Source organism: Azospira sp. I09, assembly GCF_009177135.1.
Taxonomy (GTDB): domain Bacteria; phylum Pseudomonadota; class Gammaproteobacteria; order Burkholderiales; family Rhodocyclaceae; genus Azospira; species Azospira oryzae.
Genome location: NZ_AP021844.1, coordinates 3,538,556 through 3,557,580 on the forward strand (window position 1 = coordinate 3,538,556; position 19,025 = coordinate 3,557,580).

Below are 19,025 nucleotides of genomic sequence, written 5' to 3' on the forward strand. Positions count from 1 at the left end.
TTGGGGTTGGGGTGCGTTTGTAACGCACCCTTTTTTTTGCCCATTTTTTTGATGTGGTCCGCCGCCTTTTTGACTTTGTGCGAGACGGCTTGATCTATGTCAAAAGGCGCGGGGCTCCGCTACAATAGCATCCCTGCGATGCTGCCCAAGGGTTCATAGGGAGGTGGCATGAAGATTATCTTTTCCTAGTCGAGAGGTGGGTCCATGTCGGAAACGCAATCCACATACAACTATAAGGTAGTACGGCAATTTGCCATCATGACCGTAGTCTGGGGCATTGTTGGCATGCTTGTCGGTGTCATCATTGCCGCCCAGCTGGTCTGGCCGGAGCTCAATTTTGGGCCCTGGTTGACCTATGGTCGTCTTCGTCCGCTGCATACCAATGCAGTGATTTTCGCTTTTGGCGGTTGTGCGCTGTTTGCAACCTCCTACTGGGTGGCGCAGCGTACCTGCCACACTCGTCTGTTCTCCGACGGACTGGCCGCCTTTACGTTCTGGGGCTGGCAGATCGTCATCCTGCTGGCTGCTGTTAGCCTGCCCCTGGGTATCACCACCGGCAAGGAATATGCCGAACTGGAATGGCCGATCGATATCCTGATCACCCTGGTGTGGGTTGCCTACGCCCTGGTGTTCTTCGGTACCCTGATCAAGCGTAAGGTTAGCCACATCTACGTTGCCAACTGGTTCTACGGCGGCATGATCCTGGCTGTGGCTCTGCTGCACCTGGTGAACAGCGCCGAAATCCCGGTCTCCATGCTGAAGTCCTACTCCGCCTACGCCGGCGTGCAGGATGCCATGGTGCAGTGGTGGTACGGCCACAATGCGGTGGGTTTCTTCCTGACCGCCGGCTTCCTGGGCATGATGTACTACTTCGTGCCGAAGCAGGCTGAGCGTCCGGTTTACTCCTATCGCCTGTCCGTGGTGCACTTCTGGGCCCTGATCTTCACCTACATGTGGGCAGGTCCTCACCATCTGCACTACACTGCCCTGCCCGACTGGACCCAGTCCATCGGCATGCTGTTCTCCCTGATTCTGCTGGCTCCCTCCTGGGGCGGTATGATCAACGGCATCATGACCCTGTCCGGCGCCTGGCATAAGCTGCGTGACGATCCCATCCTGAAGTTCCTGATCACTTCCCTGTCTTTCTACGGTATGTCGACCTTCGAAGGTCCGATGATGTCCGTGAAGTCCGTGAATGCCCTGTCCCACTACACTGACTGGACCGTTGGTCACGTGCATGCTGGTGCTCTGGGCTGGGTGGCGATGGTTTCCGTTGGCTCCCTGTACTACCTGATCCCCCGCCTGTTCGGCGCCAAGCAGATGTACAGCGTCAAGCTGGTCACCGTGCACTTCTGGATCGCTACCATCGGCGTCGTGCTGTACATCGCCTCCATGTGGATCGCCGGTGTGATGCAAGGCCTGATGTGGCGCGCCTTCAACCCTGATGGCACCCTGACCTACAGCTTCGTCGAAGCGGTGAAGGGCTCCTACCCGTTCTGGACCATCCGTCTGGTTGGTGGTGTTCTGTTCCTGGGCGGTATGCTGATCATGTTCTACAACGTGCTGAAGACCATCGGTCAGAGCCAAGGCGCCGACGAGCGCATCATGGCCCCTGCCGCTCATCACGCTTAATCAGGGAGAACGCTACAAATGCTTACGCATGAACAAATCGAAAAGAACGCTGGTTGGCTGATCGTTCTGACCGTCATCGTGATCAGTTTCGGTGGCGCTCTGGAAATCGTTCCGCTCTTCTTCCAGAAGTCCACGACCCAGGCGGTTGAAGGCGTCAAGCCTTACGATCCCGTCCGCCTGGCTGGCCGCGATGTGTATATCCGGGAAGGCTGCTACAACTGCCACTCCCAGATGGTCCGTCCGTTCCGGGCCGAGACCGAGCGCTATGGTCACTACTCTGTTGCTGGTGAGTTCGTTTATGACCACCCGTTCCAGTGGGGTTCCAAGCGTACCGGTCCCGATCTGGCCCGTGTTGGCGAGCGTTACTCCAACGAGTGGCACGTTGCTCACCTGAACAATCCTCGCGATGTCGTTCCTGAGTCCAACATGCCGGCTTACCCCTTCCTGGCCAAGAGCAAGGCCAAGGACAGCGTGGGTGCCGACATCGAGGCCAAGATGCGGGCTCTGCGCAAGGTTGGTGTTCCTTACACCGACGCGGAGATTGCCGGTGCCAAGGCCGAGATTGGCGACAAGACCGAGCTCGACGTTCTGATCGCCTACCTCCAAGGCATGGGCACTGCCCTGAAGAACACCAAGTAAGGTATGGACATCAACGATCTGCGTTCCATCGTGACGGTGCTGGCATTTATGTCGTTCGTCGGCATCGTCTGGTGGGCTTATGGCAAGGGGGCCCGCAAGGGCTTTGACGAAGCGGCCAACTTGCCCTTCGCAGATGACGATGCGGAAGTGATCACCGATCTCTCCCGCAAAGAAGAGAGGAAAACATCATGAGCGATTTCGTTAGCGAGTTTTGGAACTTGTACGTCGTCGTAATCTCGCTGGTGTCTATCATCGGCTGCGGCATTTTCTTGAAATTTCAGAGCGTCCACAAGGGCTCCACGGATACCACCGGGCACGTGTGGGACGAGACTCTGGCTGAGTACAACAACCCTCTGCCTGCCTGGTGGAAGTGGATGTTCTACATCACCATCGTCTTCGCTCTGGTGTATCTGGCCCTGTATCCCGGCCTGGGCAAGTTCCAGGGCGTGCTGGGTTGGTCTTCCGTTGGCCAGTACAAGGCTGAAGTGAAGAAGGCTGACGACACCTACGGTCCCATCTACGACAAGTACCTGAAGATGGATCTGAAGGCTGTTGCTGCCGACAAGGAAGCCAACGAAATGGGCAAGCGCCTGTTCCTGACCTACTGCTCCCAGTGTCATGGTTCTGATGCCCGCGGTTCCAAGGGCTTCCCGAACCTGGCCGATGCCGACTGGCAGTGGGGCGGTGAGGCCGATACCGTCAAGACCACCATCCTGGAAGGTCGTAACGGTGTGATGCCTCCTCACGCTCAACTGGGCGACGAGACCATCAAGAACCTGGCCAACTTCGTCCGCTCCCTGTCCGGTCTGCCGCACGATGCCGTGCTGGCCGCCAAGGGCAAGGAAGCCTTCGGTACCGTCGGTTGCACCGGCTGCCACGGTCCGGAAGCTACCGGCACCCCGGCTCTGGGCGCCCCCAATCTGACCGACAAGGTCTGGCTGTACGGCTCCTCCGAGGCCACCATCACCGAGACCATCAAGAACGGCCGCAACAACCGCATGCCGGCTTGGAAGGACTTCCTGGGTGAAGGCAAGGTGCACATCCTGGCTGCCTACGTGCTGAGCCTGTCCGGCGCCGAGAAGAAGTAATGCTGTAGTCAAAAGGAAGCGCGGTGCAGAGATTCTGTGCCGCGCTTTTTTTTCACCGTGCATGAGCTGTGACCTGTATCAAAATCGCAGTGCGGGCATGACCCGGTACTGCGATTCTGATAAACGTTAAGAGCAAGCAATGAGCCAGATCGAGAACGGCAATTCAGCTGTACCGGAAGCGAACGGGTCTCTCTACGAAAAGCACAAGAAGATCTACGTGCGGGCCGCCTCCGGCCTTTTCAACAATTGGCGTTGGGGGATGGTGTTCCTCACCCAGGCCCTGTTCTACGGGCTCTGCTGGGTCGACTGGAATGGCCGCCAGGCAGTCCTGTTCCATCTGGTCGAGCGCAAGTTCTATATTTTCGGCATGGTGTTCTGGCCCCAGGATGTCTTTTACCTGGCGCTGCTGCTGATCATTTCCGCCTATGCCCTGTTCCTGTTTACTGCGGTGGCCGGGCGGCTCTTTTGCGGCTATGCCTGCCCCCAGACCGTCTACACCGAACTATTTCTCTGGATAGAAGCCAAGGTCGAAGGTGACCGGCCCGCCCGCATGAAGCTGGACAAGGGGCCGCTGGACGGGCGCAAACTGCGCCTGAAAACCACCAAGCATGCCCTGTGGCTGATCCTTTCGCTGTGGACCGGTTTTACCCTGGTGGGCTATTTCACCCCCGTCAAGGAACTGGTGGCCTCCATTCCTTCCTTCGGCTTCGGCCCCTGGGAAATCTTCTGGATCCTGTTCTACGCCGGTTTCACCTACATGCAGGCCGGCTTCCTGCGGGAGCAGGTGTGCAAGTACATGTGCCCCTATGCCCGTTTCCAGGGGGTCATGTTCGATCCGGATACCCTGATCATCACCTATGACCCGGAACGGGGTGAGCCGCGGGGCGCGCGCAAGAAAGGGATTGACCCCCGTAGCGAGGGCAAGGGCGACTGCGTCGATTGTGGCATCTGCGTTCAGGTCTGTCCGACCGGTATCGATATCCGTAACGGACTGCAGTACGAGTGCATCGGCTGTTCCGCCTGTATTGACGCCTGCGACGAGGTGATGGACAAGATGTCCTATCCGCGGGGCCTGATCCGTTACTCCACGGAGAATGCCCTGGCCAAGCACTATACGCCCAAGGAAATGGTGGCCCATGTGATGCGGCCCCGGGTGCTGCTCTATTCCGCCATTCTCGGCATGATCATCCTGGCGACAGCCTGGGGGCTCGGTACCCGCATTCCGCTCAAGGTGGACGTCATCCGCGACCGCGCGACCCTGGCCCGCGAAGCCGATGACGGGCGCATCGAGAACATCTACACTCTGCGCATCATGAACACCGAAGAAGCGCCGCGGCGCTATGCCCTCAGCGTCAGCGGGCTGCCGGGGGCCGAGATCATCGGTGAGCGCATCGTCGAGGTGCCTGCCGCCACCACCGAGTCGGTCCTGGTGTCCGTGCGTGTGCCGCCCGAGTCCGGTACCAAGGGTGCCAACCATATTTTCTTTGAAATCCAGGCCCAGAATCACGACAAGGTGCGCGTCAGTGAAAAGGCCAGTTTCATGCTTCCCTGATTTTTCAAGCGAGCCCCTATGAGAACTGCTGCACAACCCTGGTACCGCGAGCCCTGGCCCTGGATCCTGGCTGCCGGCCCTGTTGCTGTCATCCTGGCAGGCATCGTCACCGTCTGGCTTGCCATCAAGAGCAACGATGGCCTGGTGGCGGACGATTACTACAAGCAGGGCCTGGAGGTGAACCAGGTCATTCAGCGGGATCGCAGGGCCGAGGAATTGGGGCTCCAGGCGGAAGTCTTCGCCGGTAACAACGGCAGCTTCCGCGTCCTGCTCACGAGCACCCAGGGTGCGGCCCTGCCGGAGAAAGTGCGCCTGAAACTGGCTCACCCGGCCAAGGCCGGATTCGATCAGGAAATTACCCTGGCATCCGATGGTCAGGGCGCCTATAGTGGCAAATTGAATAATCCCATCGTCGGCAATCGCTGGCTGGTGCGTCTTGAGGACGAATCCGGCAACTGGCGTCTGTCCGCCGAGTGGGCAATGGAAAAGCAAGAGTCGCTGTCTATGAAAGTGACCGCACCGGTTTCTTCTTCTAATCGTTAATAACGGGAGGTAACACCATGGCTTGGAAGGAATTGTTTTCCACTGATATCGGTCTGCTGAGTCTCTTCACCATCGGCTTTGTGGTGGTGATGGGCGCCTACTTCGGCGTCTATTTCAGCAAGAAAATGAACGAGAAGCCCGGTCAGAAGTAATCCGGTCTCCGTCAAAGCAAAAGGCCTGGAATTTCCAGGCCTTTTTCATTTGCGGCAACTGATCCGGGATCAGCGATACACCAGCACCGGCACCTTGGAGTGGGTCAGGACCTTGTTGGTCTCGCTGCCCAGTAACAGGCCGGTGATGCCCTTGCGGCCATGGGAAGCCATGAAGATGAGGTCGCAGGCGGACTTTTCGGCCGTCTCGATGATGGCCTCATAGGGAATGTCGCTGGTGACGGCGATCTTGGTGCAGGGTACGGCATTGGCCTGGCAGAGTTGCTCCACCTGACCCAGGAATTCGTTGGCCTGGTTGTCGGCCAGTTCGGCAAATTTCTCGGGCGTGGTCGGATCGATCAGAGCACCTTCACCGTAGTAGGTAACGGGGTACTCGGGTTTGGCGTAGAAGGCGGTAATGCGGGCGCCGCATTCCTTGGCGAAGGAGACCGCCTTCTTGGCCGTCTCGCGGGAGAGTTCGGAACCGTCGGTAGGGAGTAGGATGTGCTTGAACATGTGAGGGGCTCCTCTATGGGAAAAAATCTCTAGGCCCCATCCTAAGTCAGTTTTGACGGAAGTCAAAACCCTAGCCACTCTTGGGGCGAGAATGGCATAAACGCAAGGAGTGTATCGATGTCGCTGCAGGGCAAGATTCAGGTCAGCATGCATGGTGCGGCCGGTGAGGTCACCGGCTCGTGCACCCTGGTGGAAATGGAAGGGCTGCGCTTCCTGGTGGATTGCGGCATGTTCCAGGGGGGCGGCGATGCCTACGGCAAGAACCAGCGCGCGCTGGCTTTTGACGTGCGCCATCTGGACTTCGTCCTGCTGACCCACGCCCATATCGACCATTCCGGACTGCTGCCGCGCCTGGCCATGCTGGGCTATCGCGGCCCCATCTACGCCACCGCCGCCACGACCGACCTGCTGCAGGTGCTGCTGCTCGATTCGGCCCATATCCAGGAGAAGGAGTCGGAGTGGCAGTTGCGTCGCAGCCACCGCTCCGGCCGCGGCGGGCGCGGTCTGCAGCCGCCGCTCTATACGGTGACCCAGGCCCAGGAGTGCCTGAAGCTGCTGCGTGCCGTCGATTACGACACCCCCCTGCATCCGGCATCCGGTGTCAGCGTGCGTTTCCGGGATGCGGGCCACATTTTGGGTTCGGCCATTCTGGAGGTGCAGATCGACACGGCCGACGGTCCGCGCAAGCTGGTGTTCTCTGGCGACCTGGGGCAGCCGGGGCGCCCCGTGCTGCGGGACCCCGAGTTCATCGCCGAGGCCGACCTGCTCTGCATCGAATCGACCTATGGCAACCGGGTGCACCGGCCCCTGGAGGATACCGAGGCGGAGTTGATCCGGGCCTTTGAGCACACGTTCGGCGAGAAGCGCGGCAACATCATCATTCCCGCCTTCGCCGTGGGGCGGACCCAGGAAATCCTCTATGTCCTTGGCGGTCTGGTGCGGCAGGGGCGGCTGCCCCACCTGAAGATTTACGTGGATTCCCCCATGGCCGATGCGGCCACCCGCATCACCCTCAAGTACCGCCATCTGTGGGACGACGAAACCCGGGACCTGATGGCCTGGCAGGAAGCCAATCCCCAGGCGGTGCGGGTGCATTTCACCGCCGACGTGGAAGAGTCCATGGCCCTCAACGACATCCGGGAAGGCGCCGTGATCATCTCCGCCAGCGGCATGTGCGATGCGGGACGCATCAAGCACCACCTGGCCTACAACCTGCCCCGTCCCGAGAGCACGGTGCTGATCACCGGCTTCCAGGCGGCGGGCACTCTGGGGCGTCGATTGGTGGATGGGGCCCGGACCGTTCGCCTGTTCGGCCAGATCGTGCCGGTGCGGGCGGACGTGCATACCATCGGCGGCCTCTCCGCCCATGCGGACCAGCAGGCGCTGCTGGACTGGGTCGGGCACTTTTCCCGGGCGCCGGGCCAGGTGCGGGTCGTCCATGGCGAGCCGGAGGCCGCCCAGGCCCTGCGCGATGCCATCGAACAGCGCTACGGCTGGGCCAACGTGGCCGTAGCCCGTTGCAACGACCCTGTCATAGTTTGATATAAAATTCCTCTTCCAGCGTCAGTCCTAAAAAGGCAGAAAACCATGGCGGCCAACCCCAATTCAGCTTCCTCCTCCAAGCACCACAAGAGCATCAACCTCTCGGGAGCCAGTCCCCTGGAAGACATGGGGGAGAAACTGGAGAAGCAGGTCGATCCTTTTGGCATCACCACCTCCATGCTCAATGCCCAGGCCGCCTGGCTGATGCATCCCCAGGAGCTGAGCCGCGTCATGACGGGGCTTTCCGGCGACCTGCTGGCCCTCCAGGCCCACGTCATGCGCCGGGCCCTGGGCCTGCCTTCCGAGGATGTGGTGCGCCCCCACGAGGATGACAGCCGTTTTTCAGATCCGGTATGGGAGCAGTCCCCGACCTGGGACATCATGAAGGAGTGGTATCTGGCCATGACCCACCGGCTGGAGGACATGTACTTCGAGACCCCCGGACTGTCGGACAAGGAGCGCCGCCGCGCCGCCTTCTGGCTGCGCAAGTGGCTCAATGCCGTGGCGCCCACCAATTTCTTCTGGACCAACCCGGTGGCCCTGCGCAAGTTCGTCGAGAGCAAGGGAGAGTCCCTGGCCCGGGGCATGGAGAACTATCTCAAGGACAGCCAGTCCGGCACCGTGCGCATGGTGGACGAGGATGCCTTCAAGGTCGGCGTCGATCTGGCGACCACGCCCGGCCAGGTGGTGTTCCGCAACCGCCTGGTGGAACTGATCCAGTACACCCCGACCACGGCCCAGGTCTACAAACAGCCCATCGTCATCGTCACGCCCTGGATCAACAAGTTCTACATCCTGGACCTGACCGCCAAGAAGAGCCTGGTGCGCTATCTGGTGGAGAAGGGCTTCACGGTTTTCATCACCAGCTGGAAGAATCCGACCGAGGACATGTCCCAGGTCACCTACGAAGACTATGTGACTGAAGGCGTGCATGAGGTCATGGAAGCTGCCCGCACCATCTGCAAGGTGCCCCAGGTCAATGCGGTGGGCTACTGCATCGGCGGCACCACCCTGACGGCTTACATGGCCTGGGCCAACCGCAAGTTCGGCAGTGCCGACAAGGTGCCGGTGTCCTCCTGGACCCTGTTCACCACCCTGACGGATTTCTCCCGTCCCGGCGACATCGAGGTATTCGTGGATCCGGCCAGCGTCAAGTGGATCGAGGATTCCATGGCCAAGAAGGGCTACCTCGACGGCAAGGAAATGATGTCCTCCTTCCGCATGCTGCGTTCCAACAGCCTGATCTGGCACTACTACGTGCACAGCTACCTCTACGGCGAGCCCCTGGCGCCGTTCGACGTGCTGTTCTGGAACGTGGATAGCACCCGCATGCCTTACGCCATGCATTCCTACTACCTGCGGGAGATGTACCTCAACAACAATCTGGTGAAGAAGGATGCCCTTACCATCGGCGGTGAGGCCATCGACCTGGAACGCATCACCCAGCCTCTCTATGCAGTGACGGCGGAGGACGACCACATCGCCCCCTGGCGCCAGTGCTATCGCATCCGCAAGTACGTCAGTGCGCCGACCCGGTTCGTGCTGTCCACTTCCGGCCACATCCTCGGCATCGTCAATCCGCCGGTGAATCCGCCCAAGCGCAGCTACTGGGTGGGAGAGCCGGAGCGGGGCGAGAATATCGAGCGTTGGGAAGCGGCGGCCGAGAAGCGTCCTGGCAGCTGGTGGGAGGACTGGGTGCAGTGGCTGGTGCCCAAGAGTGGCGCCCTGGTGGCCCCGCCCAAGCCCCACAAGGATTTTCCGGCCCTGGCGCCGGCGCCGGGCACCTACGTGCTGGAACCCTGAGGCAGGCATGGGAAGGGGAAAGCCCGGCGGGGGAGCTACGACAAAAGGCTTAATCCAGATCAAGCCAAGCATCCCGGATTGTGATATCGTGAGCGGCTTTGTTTTTAGGCCCCAGACTCGATGAGCTCCACCGCTTTCCCCCCTCTCAAAATCAAAGGTAAGACCCTGGTGCCCATCGTCCAGGGGGGAATGGGGGTCGGTATTTCCGCCCACCGCCTGGCTGGTACCGTCGCCTCCCTCAACGGGGTGGGGACCATCGCCAGCGTCGATCTGCGCCGCCACCACCCGGACCTGATGGCCGAGACCGGCCGTTCCCGCAACCGGGAAGCCATCGAAAAGGCCAACCTGATCGCCCTCGACCGGGAAATCAAGATGGCCCAGGACATCGCCCAGGGCCGCGGCGTCATCGCCGTGAACGTCATGCGGGCGGTGACCCAGTACCAGGATTACGTGCGTCAGTCCTGTCAGTCCGGCGCCGAGGCCATCGTCATGGGTGCCGGCCTGCCCCTGGATCTGCCCGAACTGACCGAGGGCTACCCGGACGTGGCCCTGGTGCCCATCCTCTCCGACGTGCGCGGCATCGTGCTGCTGCTGAAGAAGTGGATGCGCAAGAACCGCCTCCCCGACGCCATCGTCATCGAACATCCCCGCTACGCCGGCGGCCACCTGGGTGCCGCCAAGAAGGAGGATGTGAACGATCCCCGCTTCAACTTCGAGGTGGTCATCCCCGGCGTGCTGGAAGCCTTCGAGGAAATGGGCATTGCTTCCGAGAAGATTCCCCTGATCCCGGCCGGCGGCATCAACAGCCACGAACGGGTGCGGGAGCTGATCGACATGGGCGCTGCCGCCGTGCAGTTGGGCAGTGCCTTCGCCGTGGCCGAAGAGGGCGATGCCGACATCGAATTCAAGAAGGTCCTGGCCGGCGCCAAGGACAAGGACGTGGTGGACTTCATGAGCTGTGCCGGCCTGCCGGCCCGGGCAGTGAAGACCCCCTGGCTGGAAAAGTACCTGAACCGGGAAGAAAAGCTCATGGCTGCCGCCGCCGGCAAGGAGCACAAATGCACCCTGGCCTGGGACTGCCTGCTGCAGTGCGGCCTGCGGGACAGCAACCCCAAGCACGGCCAGTTCTGCATCGACAACCAGCTGGCTGCCGCCGTCACCGGCGACGTGCAGAAGGGCCTGTTCTTCCGCGGCGCCTCCAGCCTGCCGTTTGGTTCCGCCATTCGCCCCGTGCGAGAATTGATGCATTATCTGCTGACTGGCGAAAAACCCGTCTTCACATGACCTCCACGGCGCTGCAGGTTTCCGACACCTACCCGGCATCCCCTTCCGGCATTCGTGCCGCGGAAGGAACTGCCGGGGCGTCCCTGGACCTGCTGCGCATCGTGCGCATCAACGAACAGATCAAGGCGGTGGTGGCCGTCGCCTTCAAGATCAACATCATGGCCCTGAACGCCATCTTCCTGGCCAAGCGGGCCGGCAGTGCCGCCCTCGGCTTCGGCGTTCTCTCCAACGAATTGCGCGTTTTTTCCCGGGACCTGCGGACCCAGATGGAGTCCCTGCGCCAGCTGATCCACGCCTCCGTGGTGGAAGTGTCCCGCCTGCTGCAGCATTCCCGCTATTCCCGCCTGCTGGCGGCCGGTGTCCAGCTTTCCGGCGGCAACGCCCGCCTGGAAGAGGTGCTGCGCCGGCGCGACCGGGAGGCCCAGGCGCGGCGCGAGACCCTTTCCCGCCTGCGGCGTGAGCTGAAGCTGGCCCTGGAAGATGCGTTCCAGCTGGTGGAGCTGGGCGGCGTGCTGGCCAAGTCGGCCAAGATCGAAGCCGCCTACGGGCAAAGCTTCGCCGGGGCCCTGGCCCAGGTTTCCGGCGAGTTCGACGGGATTGTCGAAGAGATCCGCGGTTCCCTGGAGACCCTGAAAAAATCCAGCTTCTTCGGGGGGAGATAATGAAAAAGACCCAGACCATCTTTCAGGACGGCACCCACAAGTGGGTGGCCATCGTGCGCGATCCGGAACGTCCCGACTCCCTCATCGACACCAATGAGTACCTGGTGGCCAACGGCGTCCAGGGGCTGATCCTGGACCCGGGCGGCGCCGAGATTTTCCCGGCGGTGTTCTCCGCCCTGGCGGCCGAATTCGATCCGTCCGCAGTGGTCGGCCTGTTCGCTTCCCACCAGGACCCGGACATCATCTCCTCCCTGGCCATGTGGCTGGAATTCAATCCCAAGATGCACTGCTACACCAGCTGGCTCTGGGAGAGCTTCATTCCCCATTTCGGCGGCACCAGCGACACCTTCGTGCCCATTCCCGACGAGGGCATGGAGATCGGCCTCAACGGCCTCACCCTGACGGCGGTGCCGGCCCACTACCTGCATTCCTCCGGCAATTTCCACCTCTACGACCGCCAGGCCCGCATGTACTTCTCCGGCGACGTCGGCGCAGCCCTGCTGCCGCCCGAGGAGGCAGGTCTGTTCGTCGAGGATTTCGACCGCCACATCAAGCACGCCGAAGGCTTCCACCGCCGCTGGATGGGCTCCAACGAAGCCAAGCGCCGCTGGTGCGAACGGGTGGCCCAGATGGAAATCGACATGCTCTGCCCCCAGCACGGCGCCATCTACCAGGGAGCCGACGTGCAACGCTTCATCAACTGGTTCGACGAGCTGCAGGTCGGCATCCTGCGCGGCTGAGCGGCCTCTCTCGCCCCCCTGTTTCGCCCGGCGCCGGACACCTGTCCGGCGCTTTTGATTCCAGTCAAGGAGTCCTCCTGCCGGGCTGGGCAGAATCCGCCTGAACCCCAGAGAGGAAGCAGGCATGACCCCCATCCGAGACTACATGAGTGGCGACCACCGCCGCTGCGACGACCTGTTCGCGGCCGTGGAGCAGTCCCTCTCCCAACCCGACCCGGCCCTGCCGGCCCGGCTCTTCGCCGATTTCTGCCAGGCCACCCTGGCCCATTTCCAGGCGGAGGAGGAAACCCTCTTTCCCGCCTTCGAGCAGGCCACCGGCATCCGCATGGGGCCCACCCAGATGATGCGGCTGGAACATGTGCAGATGCGCAGTCTCATGGACGAGGCGCGCCAGGCCCTGGCCGCCGGCGACCAGGACGACTACCTGGGGGCGGCCGAGACCCTGCTGATCCTCATGCAGCAGCACAACCTGAAGGAAGAAAACGTCTTGTATCCCATGTGCGACGAACATCTGGCCGGGCATGCCGGCGAGCTGCTGCCCCTGCTGCAGAAGACCACCGGGAGTGCCCAGTCATGAGCGCCCGCGACGAAGCCGCCCTGGTGGTGGATGCCCGCATGATGGAGCCGCCCGAACCCTTCGTGCGCACCATGGAGGGCCTGGATGAGCTGAAGGACGGGGAAAAGATGCTGCTCCTGCTCTACCGGGAGCCCCATCCCCTGTACCGCACCCTGGTGAACAACGGCTATACCTACCGTTCCCAGACCGCAGAAGACGGCACGGTGGAGATTCTCATCTGGAAGGTGGCGGCCTGAGGTCCCAGGCGCCGGCCCGTCGCCGCTGATCGTCACGCCGCCGCCCAGGACGCTTCCCATGCAAGCCATGCTGTCCTTCGACCAGGCCCCGCCCCTGGCGGCGCCCCTGCGCTTCTTCCTCAGCGCCCCCCTGTTCGCGGCCGCCGCCGGCCTGCTCCTGCTGCTCCTCGGGCCGGAGCTGCTGGCCTCCCGCTGGACCGCCGGCGCCCTGGCCTTCACCCACCTGCTGACGGCCGGCTTCATGCTGCAGACCATGGTCGGTGCCCTGCTGCAGATCCTGCCGGTGGCCACCGGCGCCGGCGTGGCCCGGCCCCTGGGCGTGGCCCGGGCGGTGCACGGCCTGCTTACCCTGGGGCTGCTGTTCCTGGTGGGGGCCTTCCTCACCTACCGCAGCGAACTGTTCCAGGGCGCCCTGTTGTGTCTCGGTGGCGGCGTCCTTATCTTCCTCGTTGCCGTCGGCCGGGCCCTGGCTCAGATTCCCATGGGCAGCACCATCCAGTGGGCCCTCAAGCTGGCCGTGGCCGGCCTCGGCGTGACGGTGCTGCTGGGCCTGTCCATGCTGGTCAACCTGGCCTGGGGGCTGTCCTGGCCCCTGCTGGAAATCACCGGCATCCACCTGGCCTGGGGCCTGGTGGGCTGGGGCGTGCTGCTGCTGTCCGGCGTCGCCTACGTGGTGGTGCCCATGTTCCTCCTGACGCCGGCCTTTCCCGGCTGGCTGACCCGGCTCCTGGCGCCCCTGCTGTTCCTGCTGCTGGCCCTGTGGAGCGGCGCCGAGGCGGCCGGCTGGGGCGGTGCCCCCCTCCTGGCGGCCCTGGTGGCGGCCGGTTGCGGCACCTTTGCCCTGGCGACCCTGTGGCTGCTGGTGCGCAGCAAGCGGGCCCGGCTCGATGCCACCCAGCGCTACTGGCGGCTGGGGCTGGCCTGCGCCGTCGGCGGGGCGGCCCTGTGGGCGGTGGGGCAGTTGTGGCCGGACCTGGGCCTGTGGCCCGGGCTGCCCCTGCTGCTGGGCATGCTCCTGCTGGTGGGCGGGTTCATGTCGGTGATCACCGGCATGCTGTACAAGATCGTGCCCTTCCTCATCTGGCTGCATCTGCAGAACGCGGGCCAGGGCCGGGTGCTGGCGCCGAACATGAAGCGCATCCTGGCCGAGAGCGCCATGGCGCGACAGATGGCGGCCCATGCCGCTTCCCTGGGCCTGCTGCTGGCCGCCGTGGTCCGCCCCGCCTGGTTCGCCTGGCCGGCCGGACTGGCCCTGCTGCTGTCCAACCTGTGGCTGCTGGTGAACCTCTGGCGCTGCCTGCAGGTCTATCGACGGCACCTGCGGCATATCGGCGAGCAACTCGCCGCGGCTGCCTGATTTTTCGGAGATTCCATGTTCAAGGCCTTTTTCAGCGCCCCCCATCGGGTCATGTTCGCCCTCGGCGCCCTGCAGAGCCTGCTGGCGGTGCTGTTCTGGGCGGCGGACCTGGGCGGCCGCTATGCCGGACTCTATGGGGCTCCGGCCTGGGCCCTGCCCGGCATCTGGCTGCATGGGGCCCTGATGCTGTTCGGCCTGTTCCCCCCCTTCATCTTTGGCTTTCTCATGACGGCCCTGCCCAAGTGGGTGAGCGCCCCGGCCCTGACGCGGGGCCAGTACCTGCCGGCCTTCGCTCTGCTGGCCGGCGGCTGGCTGCTCTTCTGGGGCGGCCTGCTGGCGGCGCCCCTAGCCGTGTCCGGCCTGGTGGTGGCGTCCCTCGGCTGGCTGTGGGGCTTGGTCGCCCTGGCCCGGGCCGTGACCTGGCCCCAACCCCGGGGCTTCGCCCCGGACCGTTCCCACGCCTACGCGCTGCTGGCCGCCCTGGGTCTGGGCCTGGTCGCCCTCTGGGCCTATGCCTGGGGCCTGGCGGCCATGGCCGGCGATGGGGTGCGGGCCGGCATCGAGCTGGGGCTGTGGGGCTGCCTGCTGCCGGTGTTCTTCATCGTCAGCCATCGCATGCTGCCCTTCTTCACTGCAGCGGTGCTGAAGAACTACACCATCTACCGGCCCATGCCCCTGCTGTGGCTGGTGCTGGCCTGCTTCCTCGGCCACGCCCTGCTGGCCCTGGCCGGCTGGCACGGTGCCCTGTGGCTGCCGGACGCCGTTGCCGCCGCCGTGGTCATCCATTTCTCCTGGAAGTGGCAGCTTCGGCGCAGCCTGGCGGTGCCCATGCTGGCCATGATCCATGGCGCCACCGTCTGGCTGGGCCTGGGGCTGGTGCTCTATGCCTGCCAGGGGCTGGCCCTGGCGCTGGGCGGCAGCTTCGGCGGCCTGGCGCCCCTGCACGCCATCAGCATCGGCTATTTCGTTTCCATGCTGCTGGGCATGGTCACCCGGGTCACCCTGGGGCATTCGGGCCGGCCCATCAACGCCGGGGATCAGACCACCTGGCCCCTGTTTTGGCTGTTCCAGAGCGTGCCCCTGCTGCGCATCGCCGGCGAGTTTCTGCCCCTGTCCGGCCCCTTCAACCTGCAGTGGCTGGCCAGCCTGGCCTGGCTCCTGGTGTTCGCCCTGTGGGTGCGGCGCCACGGCACCATGTACCTGCGGCCCCGGCCCGACGGCCAGCCCGGCTGACGGATCGCGGAGCCATCCCATGTACCTGGCCCTCAAGCATCTGCACATCACCTGCGTCGTCCTCTCCGGCCTTGGATTCCTCCTGCGCGGATTTTGGATGCTGCAGGAGTCGCCCCGCCTGCAGGGGCGCCTGCCGCGGGTGGCGCCCCATGTGGTGGACACCCTGCTGCTCGGCAGCGCCCTGGCCCTGGCCTTTCTCTCCGGCCAGTATCCCGTCGTCCAGGGCTGGCTGACGGCCAAGGTGCTGGCCCTGCTGGCCTACATCGGCTGCGGCAGCGTGGCCCTCAAGCGGGGGCGCAGCAAGGCGGTGCGGGGCATCTTTTTCGTCATGGCCCTGTCGTGTTTCGCCTATATCGTTTCCGTTGCCCTGACGCGTCATCCCGCCGGCTTCTTCGCCGGTCTGTGAAAGGAATTGCATGAGCCACAGCCTGTTGGGCGCCGCCGCCCCCAGTTTCGACGAACCCCTGGAAATGCTGGATGCCTGCCACGGTCGCATCCAGGCCCAGATCGAGACCCTGCGTCGCCTGGTGCAGCACCTGCCCCGGCACGGCGCCGACCAGGCCGCCCGGGAGGCGGCCCAGGGCGTGCTGCGCTATTTCTCAGTGGCCGCTCCCCATCACCATGCGGACGAGGAGGATGACCTCTTTCCTGCCCTGCGGGCGAGCCAGGCGGTGGCCCGGGAAGCGGCGGTGGCGGCCCAGGTGGAGGCCCTCATCGAACGCATCCTGGCCGACCACCGGCGCATGGACCGGGCCCGGGACGAGGTGCTGGCCCGCCTGCAGGCCATCGTCGCGGCCCAGCCGGGGGAATGCAGCGAGGCCCTGCCGGCGGCCATGGTGGAAGGGTTGGCCGAGCTTTATCTGGGACACATCGATCTGGAAACCCGGGAGCTGCTGTCCCTGGGGCGGCGCCTGCTGTCCCCCGAGCAGGCGGCCGCCGTCGGCCGCAGCATGGCGGCGCGGCGGGGGGCGGTGTTTCCGGAAGGGGAACAGTAGGACTGCCGGCACGCCTGGACTAAGCCCGGGCAATAATCCGGGCAATAAAAAAGCGGCTCCGCGGAGCCGCTTTTTTGTTTGATGCTTGCCCGGGATCAGGCCGACTGGTGGGTCATCAGCTTTTTCAGGCCCGGGATGTCCAGGATGCGGATGTGCTTCTGCTGCACGGCGATCAGACCTTCTTCCTGGAAGCGGGAGAAGGCGCGGGAAACGGTTTCCAGCTTGAGGCCCAGGTAGCTGCCGATTTCTTCCCGGGTCATGCGCAGGTAGAACTCGGCGTGGGAATAGCCCCGGGCGGTGAAGCGCTGGGAGAGATTGAGGAGGAAGGCGGCCAGCCGTTCTTCCGCCCGCATGGTGCCGAGCAGCATCATGACCCCGTGGTCGCGCACGATCTCCCGGCTCATCACCTTGTGGAAGTGGTGCTGCAGGGCCACGATCTCCCGGGACAGGCCTTCCAGGCGGGGGAAGGGGATGATGCAGACTTCGCTGTCTTCCAGGGCCACCGCGTTACAGGAATGGTGTTCGGTGCTGATGCCGTCCAGGCCCAGCAGCTCGCCGGCCATCTGGAAGCCGGTGACCTGGTCGCGGCCGTCTTCCAGCAGCACGTCGGTCTTGAAGAAACCGGCGCGGATGGCGTAGATGGATTCGAAGGCCTCCCCGGCCCGGTACAGGTGGTCGCCGCGCTTGATCTTGCGGCGGGTGCTGACCAGTTCGTCCAGCTTGGACATCTCGGTCTCGTTGAGACCGTAGGGAAGACACAGTTCTTGCAGGTTACAGTTCGAGCAGGCGGTCTTGATGACCGACAGGGTAATTTCTTGGGCGCTGGTCTTCTTCAACGGCATGCTGTTCCTCGCTGGGCCAAGGGCGTTCGGATGGTGGTAACCTGCGCCGGAAGGCCCTTTGGAAGCCTTTGATCCAGGACAACGTGCCCCAGTTCCTGCACCACGATAATAAGCCGCACCTAATGTGTGGTTCTGCAACGACTGTTTTTCAATGACATTTACCGCCAACAACCTGGTTTTCGATCCCCAGATCATCCGCCGCTTCGACGTCAATGGACCGCGCTACACGTCCTATCCGACGGCTGACCGTTTTGTCGAAGCCTTCGATGCCGAGGCCCTGAAGCTGTGGTTGGGCAAACGCAACATCGGCGGTATCAGCCGACCGCTGTCATTATACTTCCACATCCCCTTCTGTAACACCATCTGCTACTACTGCGCCTGTAACAAGATCATCACCAAGGATCACGGCCGCAGCGCCAAGTACATCAAGTACCTGGGCAAGGAGATGGCCCTGCAGGCCGAGTACCTGCTGGATGGGGATCGGGAAGTCTCCCAGTTGCACTGGGGCGGCGGCACGCCCACCTTCCTCTCCCATGAGGAAATGCACCAGCTGATGGACCTCACCCACCGCCATTTCAAGCTGGTGGATGGGGCCGAGATTTCCATCGAAGTGGATCCGCGCAAGGTGGACCGGCCCACCGTGGCCCTGCTCGGCGAGCTGGGCTTCAACCGCATGAGCCTGGGCGTCCAGGATTTCGACGAGCGGGTGCAGCAGGCCATCAATCGCATCCAGACCGAGGAAGAAACCTTCACGGTGATGGACCAGGCGCGCAAGAGCGGCTTCAAGTCCATCAGCGTGGACCTCATCTACGGCCTGCCCCACCAGACGGTGATGGGCTTCAACCGCACCCTGGAGCGGGTCCTGGCCATGGACCCGGAGCGTCTCTCCATCTACAACTATGCCCACCTGCCGGGCCTCTTCAAGCCCCAGCGGCGCATCAACGAGAGCGATCTGCCCAACGCCGACACGCGTCTGCAGCTGCTCTCCCTGGCCATCAAGAAACTGACCGATGCCGGCTACGTCTTCATCGGCATGGACCACTTCGCCAAGCCGGACGACGAGCTGGCCGTGGCCCAGCGCCAGGGCCGGCTGCACCGCAATTTCCAGGGCTACTCCACCCATGCGGACTGCGACATGCTGTCCTTCGGCATTTCCTCCATCGCCAAGGTGGGGCCCACCTACAGCCAGAACTACCGCACCCTGGACGAGTACTATGACCGCCTGGACGCCGGCGTGCTGCCGGTGCTGCGGGGCATCGAGCTGACCGCCGACGACCTGCTGCGTCGTTCCATCATCCAGGCCCTGATGTGCCATTTCGAAATCTCCACCGAGTCCATCGAAATCGCCCACCTGATCGACTTCAAGAAGTACTTCGCCGCCGAGCTGGAGGACCTGAAGGAACTGGAGCGGGGCGGTCTGGTGAAGGTGGACGACAAATGGATCACCGTGCTGCCCCCGGGACGTCTCCTGGTGCGGGCCATCTCCATGGTGTTCGACAAATACCTGCGCGCCGATCGGCAGCGCACCCGTTACAGCAAGGTCATCTGACCGGGCCACGGGATACCGCGTTTAACTTGAGGCAAGCCTCAGGGGGGAAAAGCCGGGCGCTGGGGGAAACCCCAGTGCCCGGTATA

21 protein-coding genes are annotated in these 19,025 nt (G+C 63.4%); 19 read left to right on the forward strand and 2 right to left on the reverse strand.

Features of this window, described 5'->3' with window-relative positions:
- The first annotated feature begins 204 nt into the window (after positions 1-204).
- From ccoN to AZSP09_RS16610, 7 genes are all read left to right on the forward strand, one after another.
- Complete coding sequence (gene ccoN, locus AZSP09_RS16580; protein WP_014236713.1) at positions 205-1,632, forward strand: cytochrome-c oxidase, cbb3-type subunit I; 1,428 nt, start codon at positions 205-207, stop codon at positions 1,630-1,632.
- An 18-nt stretch (positions 1,633-1,650) separates the two neighbouring features.
- Positions 1,651-2,271 carry a cytochrome-c oxidase, cbb3-type subunit II gene (gene ccoO, locus AZSP09_RS16585; RefSeq protein ID WP_014236714.1) on the forward strand — a complete coding sequence of 207 codons (621 nt, stop codon included), beginning with the start codon at positions 1,651-1,653 and terminating at the stop codon, positions 2,269-2,271.
- Between the two features lie 3 nt (positions 2,272-2,274).
- Positions 2,275-2,463 (forward strand): CcoQ/FixQ family Cbb3-type cytochrome c oxidase assembly chaperone, encoded by a 189-nt coding sequence (locus AZSP09_RS16590; protein ID WP_014236715.1) that lies wholly within the window; start codon positions 2,275-2,277, stop codon positions 2,461-2,463.
- Complete coding sequence (ccoP, locus tag AZSP09_RS16595) at positions 2,460-3,359, forward strand: cytochrome-c oxidase, cbb3-type subunit III (RefSeq protein ID WP_014236716.1); 900 nt, start codon at positions 2,460-2,462, stop codon at positions 3,357-3,359. Before AZSP09_RS16590 ends, ccoP begins: the two co-directional genes overlap by 4 nt.
- A gap of 139 nt (positions 3,360-3,498) precedes the next feature.
- Complete coding sequence (gene ccoG, locus AZSP09_RS16600) at positions 3,499-4,911, forward strand: cytochrome c oxidase accessory protein CcoG (RefSeq protein ID WP_014236717.1); 1,413 nt, start codon at positions 3,499-3,501, stop codon at positions 4,909-4,911.
- Positions 4,912-4,929: 18 nt separating this feature from the next.
- On the forward strand, positions 4,930-5,454 hold the full coding sequence (locus AZSP09_RS16605; RefSeq protein ID WP_130460034.1) for a FixH family protein: 525 nt from the start codon (positions 4,930-4,932) through the stop codon (positions 5,452-5,454).
- A gap of 17 nt (positions 5,455-5,471) precedes the next feature.
- Positions 5,472-5,606 (forward strand): DUF3149 domain-containing protein, encoded by a 135-nt coding sequence (locus AZSP09_RS16610; RefSeq protein ID WP_014236719.1) that lies wholly within the window; start codon positions 5,472-5,474, stop codon positions 5,604-5,606.
- A gap of 69 nt (positions 5,607-5,675) precedes the next feature.
- Here the strand turns inward: AZSP09_RS16610 and AZSP09_RS16615 are convergent, their stop codons facing one another.
- Positions 5,676-6,119: a universal stress protein gene (locus AZSP09_RS16615; RefSeq protein WP_152090669.1), complete on the reverse strand. Its 444-nt coding sequence runs from the start codon at positions 6,117-6,119 to the stop codon at positions 5,676-5,678.
- 117 nt (positions 6,120-6,236) lie between these two features.
- Here AZSP09_RS16615 and AZSP09_RS16620 point away from each other — a divergent pair, with 117 nt between their 5' ends.
- The 11 genes from AZSP09_RS16620 (at position 6,237) to AZSP09_RS16670 (ending at position 16,548) form a co-directional block, all read left to right on the forward strand.
- A complete protein-coding gene (locus AZSP09_RS16620) occupies positions 6,237-7,661 on the forward strand; it encodes an MBL fold metallo-hydrolase RNA specificity domain-containing protein (RefSeq protein ID WP_232058813.1) in 1,425 nt (474 codons plus the stop codon).
- A gap of 45 nt (positions 7,662-7,706) precedes the next feature.
- Positions 7,707-9,464 carry a PHA/PHB synthase family protein gene (locus tag AZSP09_RS16625; RefSeq protein WP_014236722.1) on the forward strand — a complete coding sequence of 586 codons (1,758 nt, stop codon included), beginning with the start codon at positions 7,707-7,709 and terminating at the stop codon, positions 9,462-9,464.
- 120 nt (positions 9,465-9,584) lie between these two features.
- Entirely contained in the window at positions 9,585-10,748 is a 1,164-nt protein-coding gene (locus AZSP09_RS16630; protein ID WP_014236723.1) for an NAD(P)H-dependent flavin oxidoreductase, read from the forward strand.
- The gene (locus AZSP09_RS16635) at positions 10,745-11,410 is read left to right on the forward strand and encodes a chemotaxis protein (RefSeq protein WP_130460032.1); all 666 of its coding nucleotides are present in this window, start codon (positions 10,745-10,747) and stop codon (positions 11,408-11,410) included. The genes AZSP09_RS16630 and AZSP09_RS16635 overlap by 4 nt, the downstream gene beginning before the upstream one ends.
- Positions 11,410-12,150 (forward strand): MBL fold metallo-hydrolase, encoded by a 741-nt coding sequence (locus AZSP09_RS16640; protein ID WP_014236725.1) that lies wholly within the window; start codon positions 11,410-11,412, stop codon positions 12,148-12,150. Before AZSP09_RS16635 ends, AZSP09_RS16640 begins: the two co-directional genes overlap by 1 nt.
- Positions 12,151-12,274: 124 nt before the next feature.
- The gene (locus AZSP09_RS16645) at positions 12,275-12,727 is read left to right on the forward strand and encodes a hemerythrin domain-containing protein (protein WP_152090670.1); all 453 of its coding nucleotides are present in this window, start codon (positions 12,275-12,277) and stop codon (positions 12,725-12,727) included.
- Positions 12,724-12,963 (forward strand): DUF2249 domain-containing protein, encoded by a 240-nt coding sequence (locus AZSP09_RS16650; RefSeq protein WP_152090671.1) that lies wholly within the window; start codon positions 12,724-12,726, stop codon positions 12,961-12,963. Before AZSP09_RS16645 ends, AZSP09_RS16650 begins: the two co-directional genes overlap by 4 nt.
- Positions 12,964-13,021: 58 nt before the next feature.
- Positions 13,022-14,320, forward strand: coding sequence for a hypothetical protein (locus tag AZSP09_RS16655; RefSeq protein ID WP_152090672.1), 1,299 nt, complete (start codon positions 13,022-13,024; stop codon positions 14,318-14,320).
- Between the two features lie 15 nt (positions 14,321-14,335).
- Positions 14,336-15,553: an NnrS family protein gene (locus AZSP09_RS16660; RefSeq protein ID WP_152090673.1), complete on the forward strand. Its 1,218-nt coding sequence runs from the start codon at positions 14,336-14,338 to the stop codon at positions 15,551-15,553.
- A 19-nt stretch (positions 15,554-15,572) separates the two neighbouring features.
- Entirely contained in the window at positions 15,573-15,959 is a 387-nt protein-coding gene (locus tag AZSP09_RS16665) for a SirB2 family protein (RefSeq protein WP_152090674.1), read from the forward strand.
- A 10-nt stretch (positions 15,960-15,969) separates the two neighbouring features.
- Positions 15,970-16,548 carry a hemerythrin domain-containing protein gene (locus AZSP09_RS16670; protein ID WP_152090675.1) on the forward strand — a complete coding sequence of 193 codons (579 nt, stop codon included), beginning with the start codon at positions 15,970-15,972 and terminating at the stop codon, positions 16,546-16,548.
- A 95-nt stretch (positions 16,549-16,643) separates the two neighbouring features.
- On the opposite strand, the gene fnr is transcribed toward AZSP09_RS16670, so the two are convergent.
- Positions 16,644-17,390 (reverse strand): fumarate/nitrate reduction transcriptional regulator Fnr, encoded by a 747-nt coding sequence (fnr, locus tag AZSP09_RS16675; RefSeq protein WP_014236732.1) that lies wholly within the window; start codon positions 17,388-17,390, stop codon positions 16,644-16,646.
- Positions 17,391-17,541: 151 nt separating this feature from the next.
- Between fnr and hemN the strand changes: the two genes are divergently transcribed.
- Positions 17,542-18,939 carry an oxygen-independent coproporphyrinogen III oxidase gene (gene hemN, locus AZSP09_RS16680; protein ID WP_014236733.1) on the forward strand — a complete coding sequence of 466 codons (1,398 nt, stop codon included), beginning with the start codon at positions 17,542-17,544 and terminating at the stop codon, positions 18,937-18,939.
- The last annotated feature ends 86 nt before the right edge of the window (positions 18,940-19,025 follow it).